17 protein-coding genes are annotated in these 20,654 nt (G+C 70.3%); 9 read left to right on the top strand and 8 right to left on the bottom strand.

Annotated elements, in window-relative coordinates; genetic code table 11:
* Positions 1–54 precede the first annotated feature (54 nt).
* Genes QFW77_RS09390 through QFW77_RS09375 form a run of 4 tightly spaced genes read right to left on the bottom strand, consistent with a single transcriptional unit; the run spans position 55 to position 2,794 of the window.
* A complete protein-coding gene (locus QFW77_RS09390) occupies positions 55–1,107 on the bottom strand; it encodes an ABC transporter permease (protein ID WP_280574318.1) in 1,053 nt (350 codons plus the stop codon).
* The gene (locus tag QFW77_RS09385) at positions 1,104–1,982 is read right to left on the bottom strand and encodes an ABC transporter ATP-binding protein (protein ID WP_280574317.1); all 879 of its coding nucleotides are present in this window, start codon (positions 1,980–1,982) and stop codon (positions 1,104–1,106) included. Before QFW77_RS09385 ends, QFW77_RS09390 begins: the two co-directional genes overlap by 4 nt.
* Positions 1,979–2,350 (bottom strand): GntR family transcriptional regulator, encoded by a 372-nt coding sequence (locus QFW77_RS09380; protein WP_280574316.1) that lies wholly within the window; start codon positions 2,348–2,350, stop codon positions 1,979–1,981. Before QFW77_RS09380 ends, QFW77_RS09385 begins: the two co-directional genes overlap by 4 nt.
* A 3-nt stretch (positions 2,351–2,353) precedes the next feature.
* A complete protein-coding gene (locus QFW77_RS09375; RefSeq protein WP_280574314.1) occupies positions 2,354–2,794 on the bottom strand; it encodes a hypothetical protein in 441 nt (146 codons plus the stop codon).
* A 119-nt stretch (positions 2,795–2,913) separates the two neighbouring features.
* On the opposite strand from QFW77_RS09375, the gene QFW77_RS09370 reads away from it, so the two are divergent.
* The 5 genes from QFW77_RS09370 to QFW77_RS09350 all read left to right on the top strand — a co-directional run bounded on the left by QFW77_RS09370 (position 2,914) and on the right by QFW77_RS09350 (position 6,335).
* Positions 2,914–3,492, top strand: coding sequence for a glutathione peroxidase (locus tag QFW77_RS09370; RefSeq protein WP_425603304.1), 579 nt, complete (start codon positions 2,914–2,916; stop codon positions 3,490–3,492).
* A 95-nt stretch (positions 3,493–3,587) separates the two neighbouring features.
* Entirely contained in the window at positions 3,588–4,532 is a 945-nt protein-coding gene (locus tag QFW77_RS09365) for an FKBP-type peptidyl-prolyl cis-trans isomerase (protein WP_280574311.1), read from the top strand.
* 74 nt (positions 4,533–4,606) lie between these two features.
* A complete protein-coding gene (locus QFW77_RS09360; RefSeq protein ID WP_280574310.1) occupies positions 4,607–5,380 on the top strand; it encodes an FKBP-type peptidyl-prolyl cis-trans isomerase in 774 nt (257 codons plus the stop codon).
* 111 nt (positions 5,381–5,491) lie between these two features.
* A complete protein-coding gene (locus tag QFW77_RS09355) occupies positions 5,492–5,707 on the top strand; it encodes a SlyX family protein (protein WP_280574309.1) in 216 nt (71 codons plus the stop codon).
* A gap of 7 nt (positions 5,708–5,714) precedes the next feature.
* Positions 5,715–6,335 carry a DUF2058 family protein gene (locus QFW77_RS09350; protein WP_280574308.1) on the top strand — a complete coding sequence of 207 codons (621 nt, stop codon included), beginning with the start codon at positions 5,715–5,717 and terminating at the stop codon, positions 6,333–6,335.
* 99 nt (positions 6,336–6,434) lie between these two features.
* Here QFW77_RS09350 and metH read toward each other — a convergent pair whose 3' ends face one another.
* From metH to QFW77_RS09335, 3 genes are read right to left on the bottom strand one after another with little or no spacing between them, the layout of a single operon-like run.
* Entirely contained in the window at positions 6,435–9,158 is a 2,724-nt protein-coding gene (gene metH / locus QFW77_RS09345) for a methionine synthase (protein WP_280574307.1), read from the bottom strand.
* Positions 9,159–9,197: 39 nt separating this feature from the next.
* The gene (locus QFW77_RS09340; protein WP_280574306.1) at positions 9,198–10,283 is read right to left on the bottom strand and encodes a homocysteine S-methyltransferase family protein; all 1,086 of its coding nucleotides are present in this window, start codon (positions 10,281–10,283) and stop codon (positions 9,198–9,200) included.
* Positions 10,284–10,314: 31 nt separating this feature from the next.
* Positions 10,315–11,244: an ArsR/SmtB family transcription factor gene (locus tag QFW77_RS09335; RefSeq protein ID WP_280574305.1), complete on the bottom strand. Its 930-nt coding sequence runs from the start codon at positions 11,242–11,244 to the stop codon at positions 10,315–10,317.
* A 160-nt stretch (positions 11,245–11,404) separates the two neighbouring features.
* On the opposite strand from QFW77_RS09335, the gene QFW77_RS09330 reads away from it, so the two are divergent.
* From QFW77_RS09330 to QFW77_RS09315, 4 genes are all read left to right on the top strand, one after another.
* Positions 11,405–12,583 carry an acyl-CoA dehydrogenase family protein gene (locus tag QFW77_RS09330; protein WP_331487918.1) on the top strand — a complete coding sequence of 393 codons (1,179 nt, stop codon included), beginning with the start codon at positions 11,405–11,407 and terminating at the stop codon, positions 12,581–12,583.
* Positions 12,584–12,688: 105 nt separating this feature from the next.
* Positions 12,689–17,692: an NAD-glutamate dehydrogenase gene (locus QFW77_RS09325; protein WP_280574302.1), complete on the top strand. Its 5,004-nt coding sequence runs from the start codon at positions 12,689–12,691 to the stop codon at positions 17,690–17,692.
* A gap of 76 nt (positions 17,693–17,768) precedes the next feature.
* Entirely contained in the window at positions 17,769–18,545 is a 777-nt protein-coding gene (locus tag QFW77_RS09320; RefSeq protein WP_280574301.1) for an NAD kinase, read from the top strand.
* 171 nt (positions 18,546–18,716) lie between these two features.
* A complete protein-coding gene (locus tag QFW77_RS09315) occupies positions 18,717–19,622 on the top strand; it encodes a 5'-nucleotidase (protein ID WP_280574300.1) in 906 nt (301 codons plus the stop codon).
* 49 nt (positions 19,623–19,671) lie between these two features.
* Here the strand turns inward: QFW77_RS09315 and QFW77_RS09310 are convergent, their stop codons facing one another.
* Entirely contained in the window at positions 19,672–20,208 is a 537-nt protein-coding gene (locus tag QFW77_RS09310) for a DUF2939 domain-containing protein (RefSeq protein WP_280574299.1), read from the bottom strand.
* Between the last annotated feature and the right edge of the window lie 446 nt (positions 20,209–20,654).

Below are 20,654 nucleotides of genomic sequence, written 5' to 3'. Positions count from 1 at the left end.
GTGCTCTCCTCGGGTTCGGATGCCGGGCGCGGCGGCGGCCGCGCCCGCGATCGGTCAGTCGGTCAGTTCGCGCCGCCGCCGCAGCTGGATCGCGCCGTAGATCAGCGCCGCACCCAGCACCGCGCCGATCCACAGGTCGAGCGTGGCGAAGGCCTGCCAGCTGCTGGTGAAGTCGATCGCCAGCGCCAGGTCCTCGGGACCGTCGATCTGCGAGGCGTTGTCCGGCGAGACCTCGCCGTTGAGGTACCAGCTGCCGGGGACGATGCTGAGCAGCCCGCGGAAGGCGACGGTGTACCAGACCTTGTCGTGGGCGATCGTCACCCCGGGCAGCGAGCCCAGCCAGCTGATCAGGGTGCAGCCGAGCACCGGCACCAGGACCGCCCACAGGAACGGCTTGCTGCGCGCCCACGCCGAGCAGAACATCAGCCAGCCCACGGTGGGCAGGGCCCAGAACACGTAGACCGGCAGCGCCAGCAGCACGTTGGCCAGCACCCGGAACGGGTGCGATTCGGTGAAGATCGCGCTGCCGCCGGGGATGCCGTTCGCGATCATGCCGGCGGCCGAGATCAGCCACATCACGAAGCCGATCGCCAAGCCCACGCCGACCGCGACCGCCGGCGCCAGCAGCAGCGCCCACATGGCCTTCGACAGCACCGTCTGTGCGTCCGAGACCGGCAGCGACTTCCAGAACAGCACGCTGCGGTCCTTGCGTTCGTCGTACAGCGATCCCAGGGCGTAGAAGAACACCACGAACACCAGCACCGCCGAAGTCAGGCCGACGCCGGTGAGCAGGGTGACGTCGCCGGCGAAACCGAAGACCTCGCGCGCCGCCTCGATGCCGTGGGCGCCGTTGATCTCCATGCCGTCCCATTCGATGGCGCCGGCGGCCTTGGCGCGCTGGAACAGCACCGAACTGGTGATGGTGCCGAGCAGGCTGAGCACCGCGATGATCGCGCCGGTGACCACCGGCGCCCAGAAGAACCCGCCCTTGTGCTCCCACAGCTCGCGCCTGAGCAGCAGCGTGAAGCGGTGCACGGGATGCGGCTTGTAGCCTGCCGGCGGCGCCGCGCCGGCGTCGCCGGTCAGGGTGTCGGTGGTGGCGTTCATGCGTAGGTTCCTTTCATCGTGGCGACGAACAGGTCGGCCAGGCCGGGGGTGCGGGTCTCGCCGAAGGCCGAGAGCGCTCCCGGCGTGACCCCGTCGAAGAGCATCACGGTCTTGCCGAAGGGCAGGGCGCGCTCGTCGATCGGGCCCAGGGCGCGCGCCGCCTCGGCCTGGCCGGCGTCGACCAGGACTTCGGTGAAGCGCCCCCCGAGCTCGTCCATCGACGCATCCAGTACGATCCTGCCGCTGCGGATGAACAGCACGTCGGTGAGGATGTGTTCGATCTCCTCGACCTGGTGGGTGGTGATGACGATGGTCTTCTGCTCGTCGAAGTAGTCCTCGAGCAGGCGCTGGTAGAACTCCTTGCGGTAGAGGATGTCCAGGCCCAGGGTCGGCTCGTCGAGCACCAGCAGGCGGGCATCGATCGCCATCACCAGGGCCAGGTGCAGCTGCACGATCATGCCCTTGGACAGTTCCCGGATCCTGGAATTCGGCTTGAGCTGGGTGTTGGCCAGGAAACGTTCGCAGCGGGTCCGGTCGAAGCGGGGGTGCACTCCGGCCACGAACTCGATCGTCTCGCGTACCCGGATCCAGCGCGGCAGCACCGCGACGTCGGCGATGAAGCAGACATCGTTCATCAGTTCGTCGCGCTCGCTGCGGGGGTCGCGGCCGAGCACCTTCAGGTCGCCGTCGAACGGGATCAGGCCGAGCATGGCCTTGAGCGCGGTGGTCTTGCCGGCGCCGTTGGGTCCGATCAGGCCCACGATCCGGCCGGCCGGAATGTCGAACCGGGTCTCGTCGAGCGCCAGGGTGTTGCGGTAGGCCTTGCGCAGGCCGCGCGCGCTGACGACCAGGTCGGTGGGATGCGCAGTGCTCACTTTTCACCTCCGTTGCGGATCGGCCGGAGCAGCTCTTCCATCGCCAGCCCCAGGCGCTGGATGCGTTCGAGCACCTGCGGCCATTCCTCGTTGAGGAAGCGCTCGCGCTCGGTGGCCAGCAGTTTCTTCGACGCCTCGTCGGTTACGAACATCCCTAGTCCCCTGCGTTTTTCGACAAGTGCCTCGTCCGCCAACTCCTGATAGGCGCGCGAGACGGTGATCGGATTGAGCTGGTATTCCGCCGCCACCTGCCGCACCGATGGCAGGGCGTCGCCGGGCTTGAGCACGCCGTCGAGCATCATCGCGATGACCCGCTCCTTCAGCTGCCGGTAGATGGGAGCGCCGTCGCTCCACTGGATCGAGGTCATGGGTCAGCTCCCGCTGCCGCCGCGCAGGCCATGCGCGAACGAGAAATAGGGCATCGCCAAGGCGCTGCGCCGGCGGTTGGCGCGGCGTGGCGGTGCGGGCTCGGCCGCCGCGGCGCGCTCGCCGGGCGCCGCGGCGCGGGGGTCCTGCAGCACCGCCGCCAGCGCCGCCTCGGTGGCGACCGCTGCCAGGAAGCTGGAGGACAGGGCGATCATCTCGCCGGTGTCGGCCGCCCTGGCCATGTCCGCCTCGTACGCGAGGGTGCGCGCCTCGATGGCCCGCTGGCTGGCGGTCCCTGCCGGCACGGTGGCGCCGGGCACCATCGCGGCCCCCGCCTGCCGGGGGGCCTGCCCGTCCGGAAGCGGCACGGCAGCCATCAGCCCCAGCATCAGGAAACCGCTGCTGATCGAGAAAGCCAGTATCGTGTTGTGGAGCTTACGGTTCATGTCGAACCTCCTGCCCTGGTTGACCGGTGTTGTATGTAACTATAACACCAAAGCGGTCCTTGTCAACTGGTTTGGAGCCGGTGTCCCCCAGCTGAAGTCACGGTCGTCGAGGGCTTGCAATGGACGCTCTATCAAAGTACGTAGTTTCAATAGTTTGTACTGCTTTCTTGATGTTGTTTGGCGCTTCAGTGGTTGCGGCCGACCCCTCGCTGCTGGCGCGCAGCTACCGCCCGCTGGCCGGCCAGGCGCCGGTGAACCTGCAGCAGACCTACGGCGGCGAGGTGCTGCTGGTGGTCAACACCGCCAGCAAATGCGGCTTCACGCCGCAGTTCGAGGCGCTGGAGGCGCTGCACGCCCGCTATCGCGACCAGGGCTTCGCCGTGCTCGGCTTCCCGTCGGGCGATTTCCGGGACCAGGAGTTCGAGGACGAGGAGGCGATCCGCGAGTTCTGCACGCTGACCTACGGGGTGCGCTTCCCGATGTTCGAGAAGGTGCACGTGGTCGGTCCCGACGCGACCGGCCTGTACCGCGACCTGGCCGCCGCCACGGACGCGGCGCCGCAGTGGAACTTCCACAAGTACCTGATCGGCCGGGACGGGCGGGTGTTGGCGAACTGGGGCAGCCGCACCGTCCCGGACGCCCCCGAGGTGGTGGCGGCGATCGAGCGCGCCCTGCGCGCGCCGCGCCCGCCCCGATGAACGCCGGTGTCGCGCGCGATTGCCCGCGCATGCCGGCGCCGCGACAATAGGCGGCCACGCGTCGTCCGGCGACGTTCCAACAGGAGACTGGTTAGATGAAGATTGCGATGCGCGGCGCGGCCGTGCTGTGCCTGTTCGCGGCCTGGCTCGCGGCGGCGCCCTTGGCGGCGCAGCAGCCCGTACCGGGCTCCGAGCGCGACAAGGTCAGCTACATGATCGGCATGGACGTGGGCCAGTCGATCGCGCCGGTGGGTCCGGACCTGGACTACGCGGCGTTCGAGCGCGCGCTGCGCAACGCCTTCGAGGGCGGCGAGCCGCTGCTGGACGAGGCGCGCATCCAGGAGGTCGGCCAGGCGCTGATGCAGCGGGTCGCCGCGCGCAGCGGCACCAGCCTGCCCGGCGCGCCGCCCGGCTCGGCCCCGCCGGAGGTCGACAGCGCCAGCGTCGGCCTGCTGGTCGGCGCCGACGTCGGCCGTTCGCTGATGCCGATCCGCGACGAGATCGACGTGCCGATGCTGATGCAGGGCCTGCGTACCCGGATCGAGGGAGGCGAACTGCTGATCGAGGAGGCCGAGGCGGAGGCGCTGCGCACCGCATTCTCGGCGCGCGTCGAGGCCAAGATGGCCGCCGAAACCGCGCAGGCGGGCGAACGCAACCGCGCCGAGGGCGCGGCGTTCCTCGCCGCCAACAAGGAGAAGCAGGGCGTGTTCACCACGCCGTCCGGGTTGCAGTATCAGGTGATCCGGCAGGGCTCCGGCCGCCGTCCGCTGCCCAGCGACCGGGTGCGCGTGAACTACCACGGTACCCTGCTCGACGGCGAGGTCTTCGACAGTTCCTACGAGCGCGGCCAGCCGGCCGAATTCGGGCTCGACCAGGTGATTCCGGGCTGGACCGAGGGCGTGGCGCTGATGCCGATCGGCGCCAAGTACCGGTTCTGGATCCCCGGCGATCTCGGCTACGGCGCCAAGGGTACGCCGGGCGGGCCGATCGGTCCGCACTCCACCCTGGTGTTCGACGTCGAACTGCTCGACATCCTCTGATTTCCCCCCGCGCCCGCGCAGCGGGCGCCCGCCGGAACCGCCGGCCGTCCCCCCGACCCCCAAGGAGTTTCCCGATGACCATTTCCCCGCGCGCCGCCCCGGCGCTGCTCTCCGTCGCGCTGCTGGTGGCGCTGGCGGCCTGCAAGCCGATCGACCAGGACAAGGAAGGCGGCGGCGAAGCCGAAGCCGATGCCGCGCAGCAGAACGCCGCCGCGATCGAGGTCCCGGGCCTGGAGACCGAGAAGCAGCAGGTCGGCTACGCGATCGGCCTGGAACTCGGCGCCACCCTGGTCCCGGTGAAGGACGAGGTGGACCTCGAGGCCATGCTCACGGGCGTGCGCGACACGCTCGAAGACAAGGATCCGCGCCTGAGCCCGGAACAGATCGTGCAGGTCATGCAGGGGCTGGGCGAACGCATGCAGGCGCGGCAGGCCGCGCGCGCCGAGGAAGCCGCTGCCGAAGGCAAGAAGTTCCTGGCCGAGAACGCCGCCAAGCCGAATGTCCAGACCACGGAGTCGGGGCTGCAGTACGAGGTGCTGGAGCAGGGCGAGGGCGATCCGCCGAAGCCCGGCGACCGAGTGAGCGTGCACTACGAGGGCAAGCTGCTCGATGGCACAACCTTCGACAGCACCCTGGAACGCGGCCAGCCGGCGATGTTCGCCCTCGACCAGGTGGTCCCGGGCTGGCAGGAGGGTCTGCAACTGATGTCGCCGGGCAGCCGCTACCGGCTGTGGATCCCCAGCGAGCTGGGCTACGGCGAGCAGGGCACCCCAAACGGCCCGATCGGTCCCAACGCCACGCTCGCCTTCGAGGTGGAACTGCTCGAGGTGATGCCGGCCGCCGAATAGGCGGCCAACCGCGGCCGCGGCTGTTTGCCGCGCGCCGGCCGGTCGCGTCCGCGGCCGGGCGTGGCTAACATGGTACCGGCCCCCGCCGGTCGCCACCTGCTAGGTTGACCCGTGGACGAAACCCTCGAACAACGCGTCGTCGAACTCGAGACCCGCCTGGCTTTCCAGGAACAGGCCCTGGCCGAACTCGGCGAGGCCATGGCCGCCCTGCGCCTGGAAACCGCGCGCAGCGCCGAGCTGTTCCGCCGCGGCCTGGAGGAGATGAAACAGTCGCGCGGCAGTTTCTTCGCAGATCCGGCCGACGAGCCGCCCCCTCCGCACTACTGACGCCGACATGAGCGATTCCCTGCGCGACCAGCTGCTCGGCCTGGGCTTCAAGGCACCGGCTCCGCAACCGAAGAAGCCGCCGCGCGACAGGCAGCCCGGCGCGAAGCCGCCGCGCTCCGCCGAGCAGCGCCGGCCGCCGGGCAAGCGCCCGCCTGCGCGCGCCGAGGCGCCCGGAGGGGGCCGGCGCGGCGGACGCGGCCGCGACGAGATCGACCTCGCCAAGGCCTACGCGATCCGCGCCCAGAAGGAGAAGGAGGAGCGAATCGAGGCCGAGCGCAGGCGCCAGGAAGAGGCGCGGCAGCGGCGCGAGGCCCGGGCCAGGCTGGCGACGCTGTTGCAGGGCCGCGCGCTGAACGCCGAGGAGGCCGACATCGCGCGGCATTTCGAGTACGGCGGCAAGATCAAGCGCATCTACGTGACCGCGGACCAGCTGACGGCGCTCAATGCCGGCGAACTGGGCGTGGTGCAGCTCAACGGCCGCTACCTGCTGGTCGAGGCCGCGGTCCTGGCCGAGGCCGAGGCGGTCTTCGCGCCGGCGGTGGCGCTGAAGGTGGATCCGGCCGCCTCGGCGGCCGACGACCCCTATGCGGATCCGCGCTACCAGGTGCCGGACGACCTGGTCTGGTGATCCGTGGCCGGCCGCGGCCGGCACGCGAGTGCCGGGCGTGCGGCGGGTGCCAGCGCCGCCGCGGGCGGCGGCAAGCCGCAGGAAAGCGCCGGCGAGCCGCTATTCCGGGTCGTAGTCGAGGTTCGAAGCCAGCAGGCGTTCGGCGCGCGCGCGCGAGACGCCCTTGCGCCGGGCGTAGTCGTCCACCTGTTCCTTCGACACCCGGCCGACCACGAAGTACTGGCTGCGCGGGTGGCTGAAGTAGTAGCCCGACACCGCCGCGGTCGGCAGCATCGCGAAGTTTTCGGTGAGGGTCATGCCGATGCGCGCCTCGACGTCCAGCATCCTGAACAGGGTCGCTTTCTCGCTGTGCTCCGGGCACGCCGGATAGCCCGGGGCGGGGCGGATGCCGCGGTACTTCTCGGCGATCAGTGCGTCGTTGTCCAGCGACTCTTCCGCGGCGTAGCCCCAGTATTCCTTGCGCACGCGCTGGTGGAGGCGCTCGGCCAGGGCCTCGGCGAGACGGTCGGCCAGCGCCTTGAGCAGGATCGCGTTGTAGTCGTCGTGGTCGGCCTCGAAGCGGGCGACATGCGCGTCGATGCCGATGCCGGCGGTCACCGCGAACCCGCCGATCCAGTCGTCGCGGCCCGAATCGGCGGGCGCGATGAAGTCGGCCAGGCAGAAATTCGGGCGCTCGGGGGGCTTGTCGACCTGCTGGCGCAGGAAGTGCAGCACCACCTTGCCGCTCCCCGAACTGCCGGCGCCCGGGGCGGTGCCGCCATCCGGCGCTACCGTGACCTCGACGTCGTCGCCGATCGCGCGCGCCGGCCACAGCCCGAACACCGCGCGCGCGGTCAGCCATTTCTCCTCCACGATCCGCTGCAGCATCCGGCGCGCGTCGGCGAACAGCTCCCGGGCCTGGCCGCCTACCACGGCATCGTCGAGGATCGCCGGGTAGCGGCCCGCCAGCTCCCAGGCCTGGAAGAACGGCGTCCAGTCCATGATCTCCACCAGATCCTGCAGCGGGTAGTCGTCGAGCACGGTGATGCCGGGCCGCTGCGGACGCGGCGGCTCGTAGTCGTCCCAGCCGCCCTCGAAGCGCTGCGCGCGCGCCTTGGCCAGCGGGACCAGCCGCTTGGCGTCGCCGCGGTTGCGGTGGCGCTCGCGGATCTCGGCGTAATCGGCGTCGTTGGCGGCCACGAACTTCTGTCGAAGGTCGGCGCTGACCAGCGACTGCGCCACCCCGACCGCGCGCGAGGCGTCCTTCACCCAGACCGTCGGCGAGGAGTAGTGCGGCGCGATCTTCAACGCCGTATGCGCGCGCGAGGTGGTGGCGCCGCCGATCAGCAGCGGAGTCTGGAAGCCCTGACGCTTCATCTCGCGGGCGACGTGGCCCATCTCCTCGAGCGACGGCGTGATCAGTCCCGACAGGCCGATCAGGTCGGCACCGATCTCGCGGGCCTTGTCGAGGATCGCCTGTGCCGGGACCATCACCCCGAGGTCGGTGACCTCGAAATTGTTGCAGGCCAGCACGACGCCGACGATGTTCTTGCCGATGTCGTGCACGTCGCCCTTCACCGTGGCCAGCAGGATCCGGCCGTTGGGCTTGCCGGCGTTGCCGCTGCGCGCCTTCTCGGCCTCGATGTAGGGCAACAGGTGGGCGACCGCCTTCTTCATCACCCGCGCCGACTTCACCACCTGCGGCAGGAACATCTTGCCGGAGCCGAACAGGTCGCCGACCACGCCCATCCCGGCCATCAGCGGCCCCTCGATCACCTCCAGCGGCTTGTCGAACTGCTGCCTGGCCTCCTCGGTGTCGGCGACCACGTACTGGTCGATGCCGTGCACCAGCGCATGGCGCAGGCGGTCGGCGACCGGCGCCTCGCGCCAGGCCAGGTCCTCGACCCGCGCCTCGCCCTTGCGGCCGCGGTAGCGCTCGGCCAGCTCCAGCAGGCGCTCGGTGCCGTCGCTGCGGCGGTTGAGCACCACGTCCTCCACGCACTCGCGCAGTTCCGGGTCGAGGTCGTCGACGATCGGCAGCGCGCCGGCGTTGACGATGCCCATGTCCATGCCGGCGGCGATGGCGTGGTACAGGAACACCGCGTGGATCGCCTGGCGCACCACCTCGTTGCCCCGGAACGAGAACGACACGTTGGACACCCCGCCGGAGACGTGGCAGTGCGGCAGGGTGCGGCGGATCTCGCGGGTCGCCTCGATGAAGTCGACGGCGTAGTTGTCGTGCTCGGGGATGCCGGTGGCGATCGCGAACACGTTGGGGTCGAAGATGATGTCCTCGGGCGGGAAGCCGAGGGTCCCGGTCAGCAGCCGGTAGGCGCGGGTGCAGATCTCGACCTTGCGCTCGCGGGTGTCGGCCTGGCCCTGCTCGTCGAACGCCATCACCACCACCGCGGCGCCGTAGCGCTGCACCAGCTGCGCCTGCTTGAGAAAGCTCTCTTCGCCCTCCTTGAGCGAGATCGAGTTGACCACGCCCTTGCCCTGCAGGCACTTGAGCCCGGCTTCGATCACCGTCCACTTCGACGAGTCGATCATGAACGGAATGCGGGCGATGTCCGGCTCGGCCGCAATCAGGTTCAGGTAACGGGTCATCGCCCGCTCCGAATCGATCATGCCCTCGTCCATGTTGACGTCGAGGATCTGGGCGCCGCTCTCGACCTGCTGGCGCGCGACCTCGACCGCCTCGTCGTAGCGGTCGTCCTTGATCAGCTTGCGGAAGCGGGCGCTGCCGGTGACGTTGGTGCGTTCGCCGATGTTGACGAACAGCAGGTCCGGCGTGATCACCAGCGGCTCGAGGCCGGAAAGACGGGTATGGCGGGGTTCTGTCATCTGCTTGCCGTGGGAGCGGAGGGGGGCGCCGGCGCGGGCTCATGCCGCCAGGTCGGCCACGGCGGCGGGTCGGCGCGGCGCGGCTCCCGCCACCGCGCCGGCGATCGCACGGATGTGGTCCGGGGTGGTGCCGCAGCAACCGCCGACGATGTTGAGCAGGCCGGACTCGGCGAATTCGCGCAGGGTGGCGGCCATCTCGTCGGGGGTCTCGTCGTATTCGCCGAAGGCGTTGGGCAGGCCGGCGTTCGGATGGGCGCTGACGCGGCAGTCCGCCAGCCCCGCCAGCGCCTCGACGTGCGGGCGCAGCTCGCGTGCGCCGAGCGCGCAGTTCAGCCCGATCGACAGCGGCCGCGCATGCCGGAGCGAATACCAGAACGCCTCGGCGGTCTGCCCCGACAGGGTGCGGCCGGACGCGTCGGTGATCGTGCCCGAGATCATCACCGGCAGGCGCGCGCCGCGGCCGTCGAAGACCCGCGCCAGGGAGAACAGCGCGGCCTTGGCGTTGAGCGTATCGAAGATGGTCTCCACCATGAGCGCGTCGGCGCCGCCGTCGATCAGCCCTTCGGCGGCCTCGCTATAGATCTCCACCAGGGTGTCGAAGTCCACCGCGCGGAAGCCTGGGTCGTTGACGTCGGGGCTGATCGAAGCGGTGCGGCTGGTCGGGCCGAGCACGCCGACCGCGAAGCGCGGCCGCTCCGGCGTGCGTGCCTCCACCGCGGCGCAGGCCTCGCGCGCGAGCCTGGCGCCTTCGCTGTTGAGCTCGCGTACCAGGTGCTGCAGGTGGTAGTCGGCCAGGGAAATCGCGGTGGAATTGAAGGTATTGGTCTCGACCAGGTCGGCGCCGGCCTCGAGGTAGGCGGTGTGGATGTCGCGGATCAGGTCGGGACGGGTCAGGCTGAGCAGGTCGTTGTTGCCCTTCTGGTCGTGCCCCTCCCGGGGCTCGCCGGCGCCGGCGGCGAGGCTGTCGTGGCCTTCGGCGAAGCGCGCCCCCCGGTAGTCGGCCTCCTGCAGGTCGTGGCGCTGGATCATCGTGCCCATCGCCCCGTCCAGGACCAGGATCCGCGCATCGAGGGCGGCGAGCAGGGCGGTGGTGCGTTGCGGGTCGAGCCAGGGCAGGGGGTGCATGGGTCGGATTCCGAGGGAGGGAAGGACGGCCTCAGGGCCGGGCGGCGATCAGCGAGATCACCTCGAAGTGCGGCGGCCTGCGCTCGCGGGTGACGGTGTCGATGTGCTGCAGCTGCAGGCCTGCCTTGTCGACGAAGCGACGCAGCTCCCGTTCGCCGAAGCCGAGATTGACGTGGTCGTAGGCGGCGACCACGGCGCGGTGCTCGTGGCGGGCCAGGCTGCTCAGCAGCAGCCGACCGCCTGGGCGCAGGACCCGTGCCGCCTCGACCACCGCCTGCGCCGGTCTGGCGGCATAGGTGAGCGCATGCATCAGCACCACCAGATCGAAACTGGCGTCGGCGAAGGGCAGGGCGTGCATGTCGCCCTCGTGCACCTCGACGTTGTCGTAGCGGCGCAGCCGCTCGGTGGCGGCGTTGACCACCCGCTTGCTGGTGTCGACGCAGACGTAGCGGCCGGCGTGCGGTGCCACCAGCTCGGCCAGCACGCCGTCGCCGGAGGCGATGTCGAGCACGTCTCCGGCCTCGAGCAGCGGCAGCGCAGAGCGCGCCAGCGCCTCCCAGGTCCGGCCCGGGGAGTAGTGGCGCTCCATGTCGCCGGCCACCGAGTCGGCCCAGTTGCGGTCCGACGCGCGCATCGCCAGCACCCCCGGCAGCCGTTCGGCGTCCTGGCGCAGCAGCGCGTCGTCGCTGCCGTCGCGCAGGGTGCGCCACAGCTGCTGCAGCGCCGGGTCGAGCGGGGCGTCGTCGAAGCGGTAGTACGCGGAAACGCCGGCGCGGCGGTCGCGCACCAGCCCGGCTTCCTTGAGCCGCGCCAGGTGCGTGGAGACCCGCGGCTGTGCCAGCCGGGTGACCGCCGAGAGTTCGGCCACGGTCAGCTCCTCGCGCTCGAGCAGCGCCAGCAGCCGTACCCGGGTGGCGTCGGCCAGCACCTTGAGGCGGGTGGACCAGCTCTCCAGATCCATCAATATCTTTCCATCGCGATCTAAGGATGGAAGTGTCGCGGCCGCGCGGCGGCCGGTCAAGGGCCGCCGCGTACGCTGCGGTCGAGGTGCCGCCGCCACGGCCGCGGCATCGCGGCGCTGGCGGTGGATTCACCTGACCGCGTGCGGCGGCAAGGCTACAATTGCGTTTTCCATCGAGTCGGAGCCCAACGTGGATTTTGGCTACACCGAAGAGCAGCTGATGATCCAGGAGGTGGCGCGCCGGATCGCCCAGGAGAAGATCGCGCCGAGCGCCGAGGGCTTCGACCGGTCCGGCGAGTTCCCGCTGGACAACATCCGCCTGCTCGGCGAGAACGGCCTGATGGGGATCGAGGTGCCTGCCGAGTACGGCGGCGCCGGCATGGATCCGGTGGCCTACGTGCTGGCGATGGTCGAAATCGCGGCCGCGGACGCCGCGCACTCGACCATCATGTCGGTCAACAATTCGCTGTTCTGCAACGGCATCCTCACCCACGGAACAGAGGAGCAGAAGCAGGCGTACGTGCGTCCGATCGCCGAGGGCACGCAGATCGGCGCGTTCGCGCTGACCGAGCCGCAATCCGGGTCCGACGCCACGGCGATGCGCTGCCGTGCGGTGAAACAGGGCGACGGCAGCTACCTGATCAACGGCAAGAAGAGCTGGATCACCTCCGGCCCGGTGGCCAAGTACATCGTCCTGTTCGCGATGACCGACCCGGACAAGGGCGCGCGCGGCATCACCGCGTTCCTGGTCGACACCGCCCGCGACGGGTTCCACCGCGGCAAGACCGAGCCCAAGCTCGGCATCCGCGCCTCGGCGACCTGCGAGATCGAGTTCCAGGACTACGTCGCCCGCGCGGAAGACGTGCTCGGCGAGGAGGGCCACGGTTTCAAGATCGCCATGGGCGTGCTCGACGCCGGCCGCATCGGCATTGCCAGCCAGGCGATCGGCATCGCCCGCGCCGCCTACCAGGCCACGTTGGCGTACGTGCGCGAACGCAAGGCCTTCGGCCAGCCGATCGGCGCGTTCCAGATGACCCAGGCCAAGATCGCCGACATGAAGTGCAAGCTGGACGCCTCGTTGCTGCTGACCTTGCGCGCGGCCTGGCTGAAGGGCCAGGGCCGCCGGTTCACCACCGAGGCGTCGGTGGCCAAGCTCACCGCCTCCGAGGCGGCGATGTGGATCGCTCACCAGGCGGTGCAGATCCACGCCGGCATGGGCTATTCGAAGGAAATGCCGATCGAGCGCTACTTCCGCGACGCCAAGATCACCGAGATCTACGAAGGCACCAGCGAGATCCAGCGCCTGGTGATCGCCCGCCACGAGACCGGGCTGCGCTGACCCGGTCCGTGCAGCCCGTCCCAGCAGGCTCCAGCCGCCGCCTCCACGCCCCCTCCCGTACCGGCCCGTGCGCAAGCGCGGGCCTCATTCCATCCGAAACCCGCCATGAGCACATCCGGTAAGACCACACCCCGTTCCCGCAAGCCCGGCGCGTCCGCCGAGACGGCCAAGAAGGGCCCGCGGAAGAAGCCCGCGGAGTCGCGTCAGGCGCTTAGCAGCTCGCTGCTCGACCCGGTGTTCGCCGCCATCCGCCAGCGTGTCGGCAGGGACCGGCAGGCCGACGCCGACGCCTTCGCCGCCGCGTTCTACCGGCGCATGACCGCAGACGAGCTGCCGCTGCACAGCGCCGAGGCCTGGGCCGCGCTGGCCCACGGTTTCCTCGACTTCGCGCGCAAGCGCAAGCCCGGCACCGCCAGCGTCAGGCTGTTCAACCCCGGCCAGGCCGAGCACGGCTGGGACTCTCCGCATACGGTGCTGCAGATCGTCAACGACGACATGCCGTTCCTGGTGGATTCGGTGACCATGGCGCTGACCGAGATGGGCATCGGCGTGCACGTGCTCGGCCACCCGATCATCGCGTTTCGCCGCGACCGCAAGGGCCAGGCGCTGGCCGTGGGCGAGGGCGAGGCCGAGTCGCTGATGCACCTGGAGATCGACCGCCAGGCGCCCGAGGGGCTGGCGGACGTGGAGCGCAGAATCGTCCAGGTGCTGCGCGACGTGCGCACCATCGTCGAGGACTGGTCGACGATGCGCGAGAAGATGCTGCAGACCGCCGCCGATCTGGCCCATCGCCAGCTGCCGGTGTCCGACGGCGAGCGCCGCGAGGCCCAGGAGTTCCTGCACTGGGCGGCCAGCGACCATTTCACCTTCCTCGGCTATCGCGAATACAAGGTGAAGAAGCAGCGTGGAGAGGAGGTGCTGTGCGCGGTCGACGGCACCGGGCTGGGCCTGCTGCGCGACGGCGACTCCGGCAGGCCGCGGGCGCTGAGCAGCCTGGGCGCCCAGGCCGGCCCCCGGGGCGGCGCGATCGATCCGCTGATCCTCACCAAGACCAACTCGCGCGCCACCGTGCACCGGCCCGGCTACATGGACTACATCGGCGTGCTCGGTTTCGACGCCGATGGCCGGCCGGTGGCCGAGCAGCGCTTCATCGGCCTGTACACCTCCAGCGCATACAACCGCCGGCCCTGGGAGATCCCGCTGGTGCGCGACCGCTTCGAGCACGTGATGAGCGCCTCGGGCCTGCGCCAGACCGGGCACAGCGGCAAGGCGCTCAAGCACATCCTGGAGACGCTGCCGCGCGACGAACTGTTCCAGTCCAGCGCCGAGGAGCTGCAGACGCTCGGGACGGGTATCCTGCAGCTGCAGGAGCGCAGCCGCAGCCGGCTGTTCCTGCGCCGCGACCGCTACGGGCGCTTCTATTCGATCCTGGCCTACATCCCGCGCGATCGCTTCAATACGGAAGTGCGGCTGCGCATCGAGGGCATGCTCAAGGAGGCGTTGGAGGCCGACCGGGTCGACACCAGCGTGCAGTTGGGGGAGTCGCCGCTGGCGCAGCTGCATCTGATCGTGCGCCCGCGCTCGGGCCTGGCCGGCGACATCGACCAGGGCGAGCTGGACGCCGCGCTGGCGGCGATCGTGCGCAACTGGCAGGACGACCTGCGCGACGAGCTGGTCGAGCGCCACGGCGAGGCCGAAGGCCTGCGCCTGGCGACCCGCTACGGCCGCGCGTTGAGCGCCAACTACATCGAGCAGGCGACCGCGGCGATCGCCGCCGCCGACGTCGGCCAGCTGGCGGCGCTCGACGGTCCGGATGACCTGCGCCTGTGCCTGTACTGCGCGCCGCGCAGCGCTGCCGGCGAGGGCCCGCTTCGGCTCAAGCTGTTCCGCCAGGAGCGCGACATTCCGCTCTCCGACGTGCTGCCGATGATGGAGAACATGGGGTTGCGGGTGATGTCCGAGCATCCCTACCGGATCGAGGTCGGGGAACGGCCGCTATACATCCAGGATTTCGAGGTCGAGGCGGGTGCCAAGGACGTCGACATCGAGCAGGTCGGCCCGGAGTTCGAGGAAGCGTTCGCGCAGCTCTGGCGCGGCGGCGCCGAGAACGACGGCTTCAACCGCCTGATCCTCGGCGCGGGCCTGACCTGGCGCCAGGTGTCGATGCTGCGCGCCTACTGCAAGTACCTGCTGCAGACCGACGCGCCGTTCTCCCAGGCCTACGTCGAGGAAACCCTGGCGAACTACCCGCTGCTCGCGCGGCTGCTGGTGGAGCTGTTCGAGGCGCGCTTCAATCCCATGGCGGACGCCGGCGGGCAGGACGCGCGGGCCGGCCGCGCGCGACTGGCCGCGCAGTTCGAGCTGCTCGCAGACGGCGACGCGGCGGCCGGGGGCGCGCTCGAGGAAGTGGTCGGCGCCCACGGCGGCGACCGCGAGCGCTGGTACCGGGCTACCCGCGAGGCGCTCAAGGGGCTGCTCGACCGGGTCGCCAGCCTCGACGAGGACCGCATCCTGCGCAACTTCATGGGGGTGATCGACGCCACCCTCCGCACCAGCTTCTACCAGCGCGCGGCGGCCGGCTGGAAGGACTACGTGGCGTACAAGCTGGACAGCGCGCGGGTGCCGGACCTGCCGAAGCCGCGACCCTACCGCGAGATCTTCGTGTACGGCCCGCACGTGGAAGGCGTGCACCTGCGCTTCGGGCCGGTGGCGCGCGGCGGGTTGCGCTGGTCGGACCGACGCGAGGATTTCCGTACCGAGGTGCTGGGCCTGGTCAAGGCGCAGATGGTGAAGAACACGGTGATCGTGCCGGTCGGCGCCAAGGGCGGTTTCATCGTCAAGCGGCCGCCTCCGGGCGGCGACCGCGATGCGCTGCAGGCCGAGGGCATCGCCTGCTACCGGCGCTTCATCCACGGGCTGCTCGACGTGACCGACAACATCGTCGACGGCGGCATCGTGCCGCCGGTGGACGTGGTGCGTCACGACGAGGACGATCCCTACATGGTGGTGGCGGCCGACAAGGGCACCGCCAGCTTCTCGGACATCGCCAACGGGATCTCCGCCGAGCATGGATTCTGGCTCGGCGATGCCTTCGCCTCGGGCGGTTCGGTCGGCTACGACCACAAGGGCATGGGCATCACCGCCAAGGGCGCCTGGGAATCGGTGAAGCGGCATTTCCGCGCACTCGGCCACGACAGCCAGGCAGAGGACTTCACCGTGGTCGGCATCGGCGACATGTCCGGCGACGTGTTCGGCAACGGCATGCTGCTGTCGCGGCACATCCGCCTGGTGGCGGCGTTCGACCACCGCCACATCTTCATCGATCCGGCGCCGGACGCCGCGGCGGGCTATCGCGAGCGCGAGCGCCTGTTCGGCCTGGCCCGCTCGAGCTGGGAGGACTACGACCGCGGGCTGATCAGCGCCGGCGGCGGGATCTGGCCGCGCAGCGCCAAGTCGATCCCCGTGTCGAAAGCCGCGCGCGACGCGCTGGGCATCGATGCGGACGTGGAGTCGATGAGCCCGGTCGAGCTGATGAAGGCGATCCTGAGGGCGCCCGTCGATCTGCTCTGGAACGGCGGCATCGGCACCTACGTCAAGGCCACGACCGAAAGCCACGGCGAGGTCGGCGACCGCGCCAACAACGCCCTGCGGGTCGACGGCTGCGAACTGCGCTGCCGGGTGGTCGGCGAGGGCGGCAACCTCGGCATGACCCAGCGCGGCCGCATCGAGGCGGCGCAGGCCGGGGTGCTGCTGAACACCGATTTCATCGACAACTCGGCCGGCGTGGACACCTCCGACCACGAGGTCAACATCAAGATCCTGCTCAATGCCCAGGTGCAGGAGCGCAAGCTGAGCATGGCGGCGCGCAACAAGCTGCTGGCCGACATGACCGGCGAGGTGGAGTCGCTTGTGCTGTTCGACAACATCCGCCAGAACCAGGCGCTGAGCCTGATGGAGCGGATGAGCGTCTCGCGGCTCGGCTCCAAGCAGCATTTCATCCGAACCCTTGAAGCGCAGGGGCTGCTCGACCGGCAGATCGAGTTCCTGCCCTCCGACGCCGAGATCTCGGCCCGCAAGGCGCGTGGCCAGGGCCTGACCCGGCCCGAGCTGGCGGTGCTGCTGTCCTACGCCAAGCTGGTCGCCTACCAGCAGATGCTCGATTCGGACATCCCCGAGGATCCGTATCTGTCCAAGGAGCTGCAGCGCTATTTTCCGGCGCCGCTGCAGAAGAAGTACGCGGCGGCGATGGAAAAGCACCGGCTCAAGCGCGAGATCATCGCCACTGCGGTGACCAACGCCACCATCAACCGGATGGGCGCGACCTTCCTGCTGCGCATGCAGGAGGATACCGGCAGGACCCCGGCCGAAGTCGCCAAGGCCTACACCATCAGCCGGGAGACACTCAATGCGCGCGCGCTGTGGGCGCAGATCGACGCGCTCGATGGCAAGGTGCCGGAGTCGGTGCAGATCGACGCGCTGCAGGAGATCTGGAACCTGCAGCGCGCGTTCGTGCGCTGGCTGCTGAACCGCCCGGGCGAGATCCCCGCCATCACCCGCGCGGTCGACCGCTATACCGAGGCGTTCAACGAGATCCGCGGCGCCGACGCGATCCTCCCGGATTCCCAGCGTCCCGCCTACGAGGACGCGCGCAGGGACTGGCAGGAACGCGGGATGTCGCCGGACCTGGCCGAGGACCTGGCCGAGTTGCCCTACCTGGGCCCGGTGTTCGACATCATCGAGCTGGCCAGGTCGCGGCGGATGAAGCCGGTGGAGGTCGCCAGGGTGCATTTCCGGATCGGCGATGCCCTGCATCTGCCGTGGCTGTTCGCGCAGATCGACGCCCTGGAGGTGCAGGGGCGCTGGCACGCGGTGGCGCGCGGGGTGCTGCGCGACGACCTGCTCACCCAGCAGACCCTGCTCGCGGGGCAGGCGCTGTCGATGCCCGGCCGGGATCCGGACGCGAAGGTGCGGGCCTGGATCGAGCGCGACGACCCAACCCTGCGCTTCGCGCTGGCGATGCTGGCGGAAATGTTCGCGCAGAAGTCGATCGACTATCCCACCGCCTCGGTGGCGGTGAGCCGGCTGGCGCAGCTGGCGGCCGGCAGCTGAGCGGCTGCCGCGCGGCGCCGGACGGGCGTCGCGCGGCAGCGCTTCACCGCGGCCGCCGGTGCGTTATCCTCGCGCCATGGATTCCGCGCAGACGCCACGGGTCGCCTTCCTCGCCAGCGCCAGCCCCGACGCGCAGGAGGCGCTGCATGCGCTGGTGGCCGAGCACGGCCAGCACGAGCCGGGCGAAGCCGAAGTGCTGTGCGCGCTCGGGGGCGACGGCTTCATGCTGCAGACCCTGCATCGCCATGGTGCGCTCGGCAAGCCGGTCTACGGCATGAAGCTGGGCGGCGTGGGGTTCCTGATGAACCAGTACCGGCAGGAGGACCTGATCGAGCGCCTGCGTGCGGCGGAGCCTTCGGTGCTGCGGCCGTTGGAGATGATCGCGCAGACCGAGTCGGGGGCCAGCGTGGGTTCGCTGGCCTACAACGAGGTCTCGCTGCTGCGGCAGACCCGCCAGGCCGCGCATCTGAGCATCGAGCTCAACGGCAAGCTACGCCTGGAGGAACTGATCTGCGACGGCGTGCTGGTGTCCACCCCCGCCGGCAGCACCGCCTACAACTTCTCGGCACAGGGGCCGATCATGCCGCTGGGGGCCAGCGTGATCGCGCTCACCCCGATCGCGGCGTTCCGGCCGCGGCGCTGGCGCGGGGCGCTGCTCAAGGCACAGACCGAGGTGCGCTTTCGCGTCCTCGACCCCTACAAGCGGCCGGTCAGCGCCACCGCCGACTCGCACGAAGTGCGCGACGTGGTCGATGTGGTGATCCGCGAGTCGCAGGACCGGGTGGTGACCCTGCTGTTCGATCCCGAGCACAACCTCGAAGAGCGCATCCTCAGCGAACAGTTCGTGGTCTGAAGCCCGAGCGGCTCGGCGAGGCGCGCTGACTCCCGGTGCGGCTTAAGCCAGCGGCAATGGCTCGCCAGTGTCACCGGGGCCTTGCGCCAGCGCCTCCAGTTCGGCACCGACAGGCGGCACGGGTGCGGGCGCCGCTCGCCGCCGGGCTGGCCGATCCCGCATACTCGCGGCATGTCCGCAGCCACGCCGCCGCCGCTGATCGTCGCGATCTCCTCGCGGGCGCTGTTCGACCTGGAGGACAGCCACGCGCTGTTCGAGCGCGAGGGCATCGAGGCCTACGCCGAGCACCAGCGCAGCCACGAGGACGATCTGCTCGAGCCGGGGATCGCATTTCCGCTGGTGCGCAAGCTGTTGGCCCTCAACGACGGCGCGGCGCCGGAGGCCCCGCGCGTGGAGGTGATCCTGCTGTCGCGCAATTCGGCCGATACCGGGCTGCGGATCTTCAATTCCATCCAGCATCACGGCCTGGCGATCTCGCGCGCCACGTTCACGTCCGGGGAACCGACCTGGCCCTACATCCGGCCGTTCGGCGCGCAGTTGTTCCTGTCCGCCAACCCGGAGTCGGTTCGCAGCGCGCTGGCCAACGGCGTGGCCGCGGCCACGATCCTGCCGGCCAAGGCGCCGCAGCACCGCCATGACCAGCTGCGCATCGCCTTCGACGGCGACGCGGTGATCTTCGGCGACGAGGGCGAGCGGGTTTCGCGCGAAGGCGGTATCGATGCGTTCCACCGCCACGAGCGCGAGCGTGCACGCGAGGCGCTGGCGGGCGGGCCGTTCCGCGGGTTCCTGTCGGCGCTGCACGATCTGCAGGCGGCCTATCCGCCGGGCGAGGCCTCGCCGATCCGTACCGCGCTGGTCACCGCGCGCTCGGCACCGGCGCACGAGCGGGTGATCCGCACGCTGCGCGAGTGGGGGGTGCGCCTGGACGAGGCGCTGTTCCTCGGCGGCCGGCCGAAGGGGCCGTTCCTGGAGGCGTTCGGCGCGGACATCTTCTTCGACGACTCGCAGCACAACATCGATTCGGCGCGCCTGCACGTGGCCACCGGCCACGTCCCGCACGGCATCTCCAACCCCTAGGCGTGCCGGCAGGCCCCGGCGCGGCCGGCAGGGGAGGGCAGGGCGGGCTCTACAGGGGCAGGCGGATGTCGGACAGGCGCCAGCGAATGCCCTTGCGGGTGAGCACGAACACGATCGGGCGCCCGTCATCGTCGTGCACCGTGGCGGTGAAGCGGGAGGGGGATTGGTAGCGGTGTTCGGCATCCTGCAGCGGCTTTCCCGCCTCGCCCGCGGCGCCGGCGGGCCGGGGCGGGGCGCTGATGTCGATCCGGCGCCAGACCCGCCGCCCTTCCATCAGCGCGGCCAGCCCGACCGGGGTGACCATGGTCTCGACCAGGCCGGCGCTGACGCCGCTGGCCACCTGCAGGCCGATCCTGCCCAGCAGACTGGCCTGGACCTCGGGCCCTGCGCGCCGCACCATGGCGTCGTCGAGCTGCAGCTTGAGGCTGCCGCGCAGCGCCGGGAAATCGACCTGGCGCGCCAGGGCGCGAGTGTCGTCCTCCTGCACCGCCTGCTGGATGGCGCGGATGGTCAGGTACGGTCCGGCGGCGGTGTAGGCGGCGAGCCCGAGCAGCACTGCAAGGCCGAGCCAGATCCATTTCCTCACGGGCTGCTCCATCGGGATTGGGTCGGCATCAGTTTGCACGGCCAGGCTGAATCGCGCCGCGCCGGACAGCGCCATCCGCCTTGGGATCCAACACCGGCCACGACAGCGACAGCGAATAGCCGGCTCGGCGGCAGCCGCGCCGGGGGCGCCAGGTGGTCCCATCAGATGGAGAGATCCATCACCGTCGCCACGGGCCAGCGACAGTGGATAGCCCTCCCCGAGGTTGGATTTCTCAAGAGCGCCTTCGGTCTGGCGTGCGGGCGTGGGCCGCACCGGGGGCGTTGCTCCGCCCTTCCGTCCGGCCATCCATGGCCGTAGTCAGGGCCGCAGGCCATCCATGGCCTGCTCTGCGCAACACCCCCGGCACGTCTCCCGCTTCGGCGTTGGTGGGCTTCGGCAGAACTGGCTACCAAGCATCCGATAGTGAATCACCGACGCGGCGCCCG

The sequence above is a fragment of the Luteimonas endophytica genome, from assembly GCF_029887875.1.
GTDB lineage: Bacteria > Pseudomonadota > Gammaproteobacteria > Xanthomonadales > Xanthomonadaceae > Luteimonas > Luteimonas endophytica.
Note: the sequence above shows the minus strand (reverse complement) of the source record. Positions and strands in the feature narration are given on the sequence as shown.

Bases quoted from the DNA above. Each gene is read 5' to 3' on its own strand.
- QFW77_RS09390 (WP_280574318.1), bottom strand. From the start codon at position 1,107: ATGAACGCCACCACCGACACCCTGACCGGCGACGCCGGCGCGGCGCCG.
- QFW77_RS09380 (WP_280574316.1), bottom strand. From the start codon at position 2,350: ATGACCTCGATCCAGTGGAGCGACGGCGCTCCCATCTACCGGCAGCTG.
- QFW77_RS09375 (WP_280574314.1), bottom strand. From the start codon at position 2,794: ATGAACCGTAAGCTCCACAACACGATACTGGCTTTCTCGATCAGCAGC.
- QFW77_RS09370 (WP_425603304.1), top strand. From the start codon at position 2,914: ATGGACGCTCTATCAAAGTACGTAGTTTCAATAGTTTGTACTGCTTTC.
- QFW77_RS09365 (WP_280574311.1), top strand. From the start codon at position 3,588: ATGAAGATTGCGATGCGCGGCGCGGCCGTGCTGTGCCTGTTCGCGGCC.
- QFW77_RS09360 (WP_280574310.1), top strand. From the start codon at position 4,607: ATGACCATTTCCCCGCGCGCCGCCCCGGCGCTGCTCTCCGTCGCGCTG.
- QFW77_RS09350 (WP_280574308.1), top strand. From the start codon at position 5,715: ATGAGCGATTCCCTGCGCGACCAGCTGCTCGGCCTGGGCTTCAAGGCA.
- metH (WP_280574307.1), bottom strand. From the start codon at position 9,158: ATGACAGAACCCCGCCATACCCGTCTTTCCGGCCTCGAGCCGCTGGTG.
- QFW77_RS09340 (WP_280574306.1), bottom strand. From the start codon at position 10,283: ATGCACCCCCTGCCCTGGCTCGACCCGCAACGCACCACCGCCCTGCTC.
- QFW77_RS09335 (WP_280574305.1), bottom strand. From the start codon at position 11,244: ATGGATCTGGAGAGCTGGTCCACCCGCCTCAAGGTGCTGGCCGACGCC.
- QFW77_RS09325 (WP_280574302.1), top strand. From the start codon at position 12,689: ATGAGCACATCCGGTAAGACCACACCCCGTTCCCGCAAGCCCGGCGCG.
- QFW77_RS09320 (WP_280574301.1), top strand. From the start codon at position 17,769: ATGGATTCCGCGCAGACGCCACGGGTCGCCTTCCTCGCCAGCGCCAGC.
- QFW77_RS09315 (WP_280574300.1), top strand. From the start codon at position 18,717: ATGTCCGCAGCCACGCCGCCGCCGCTGATCGTCGCGATCTCCTCGCGG.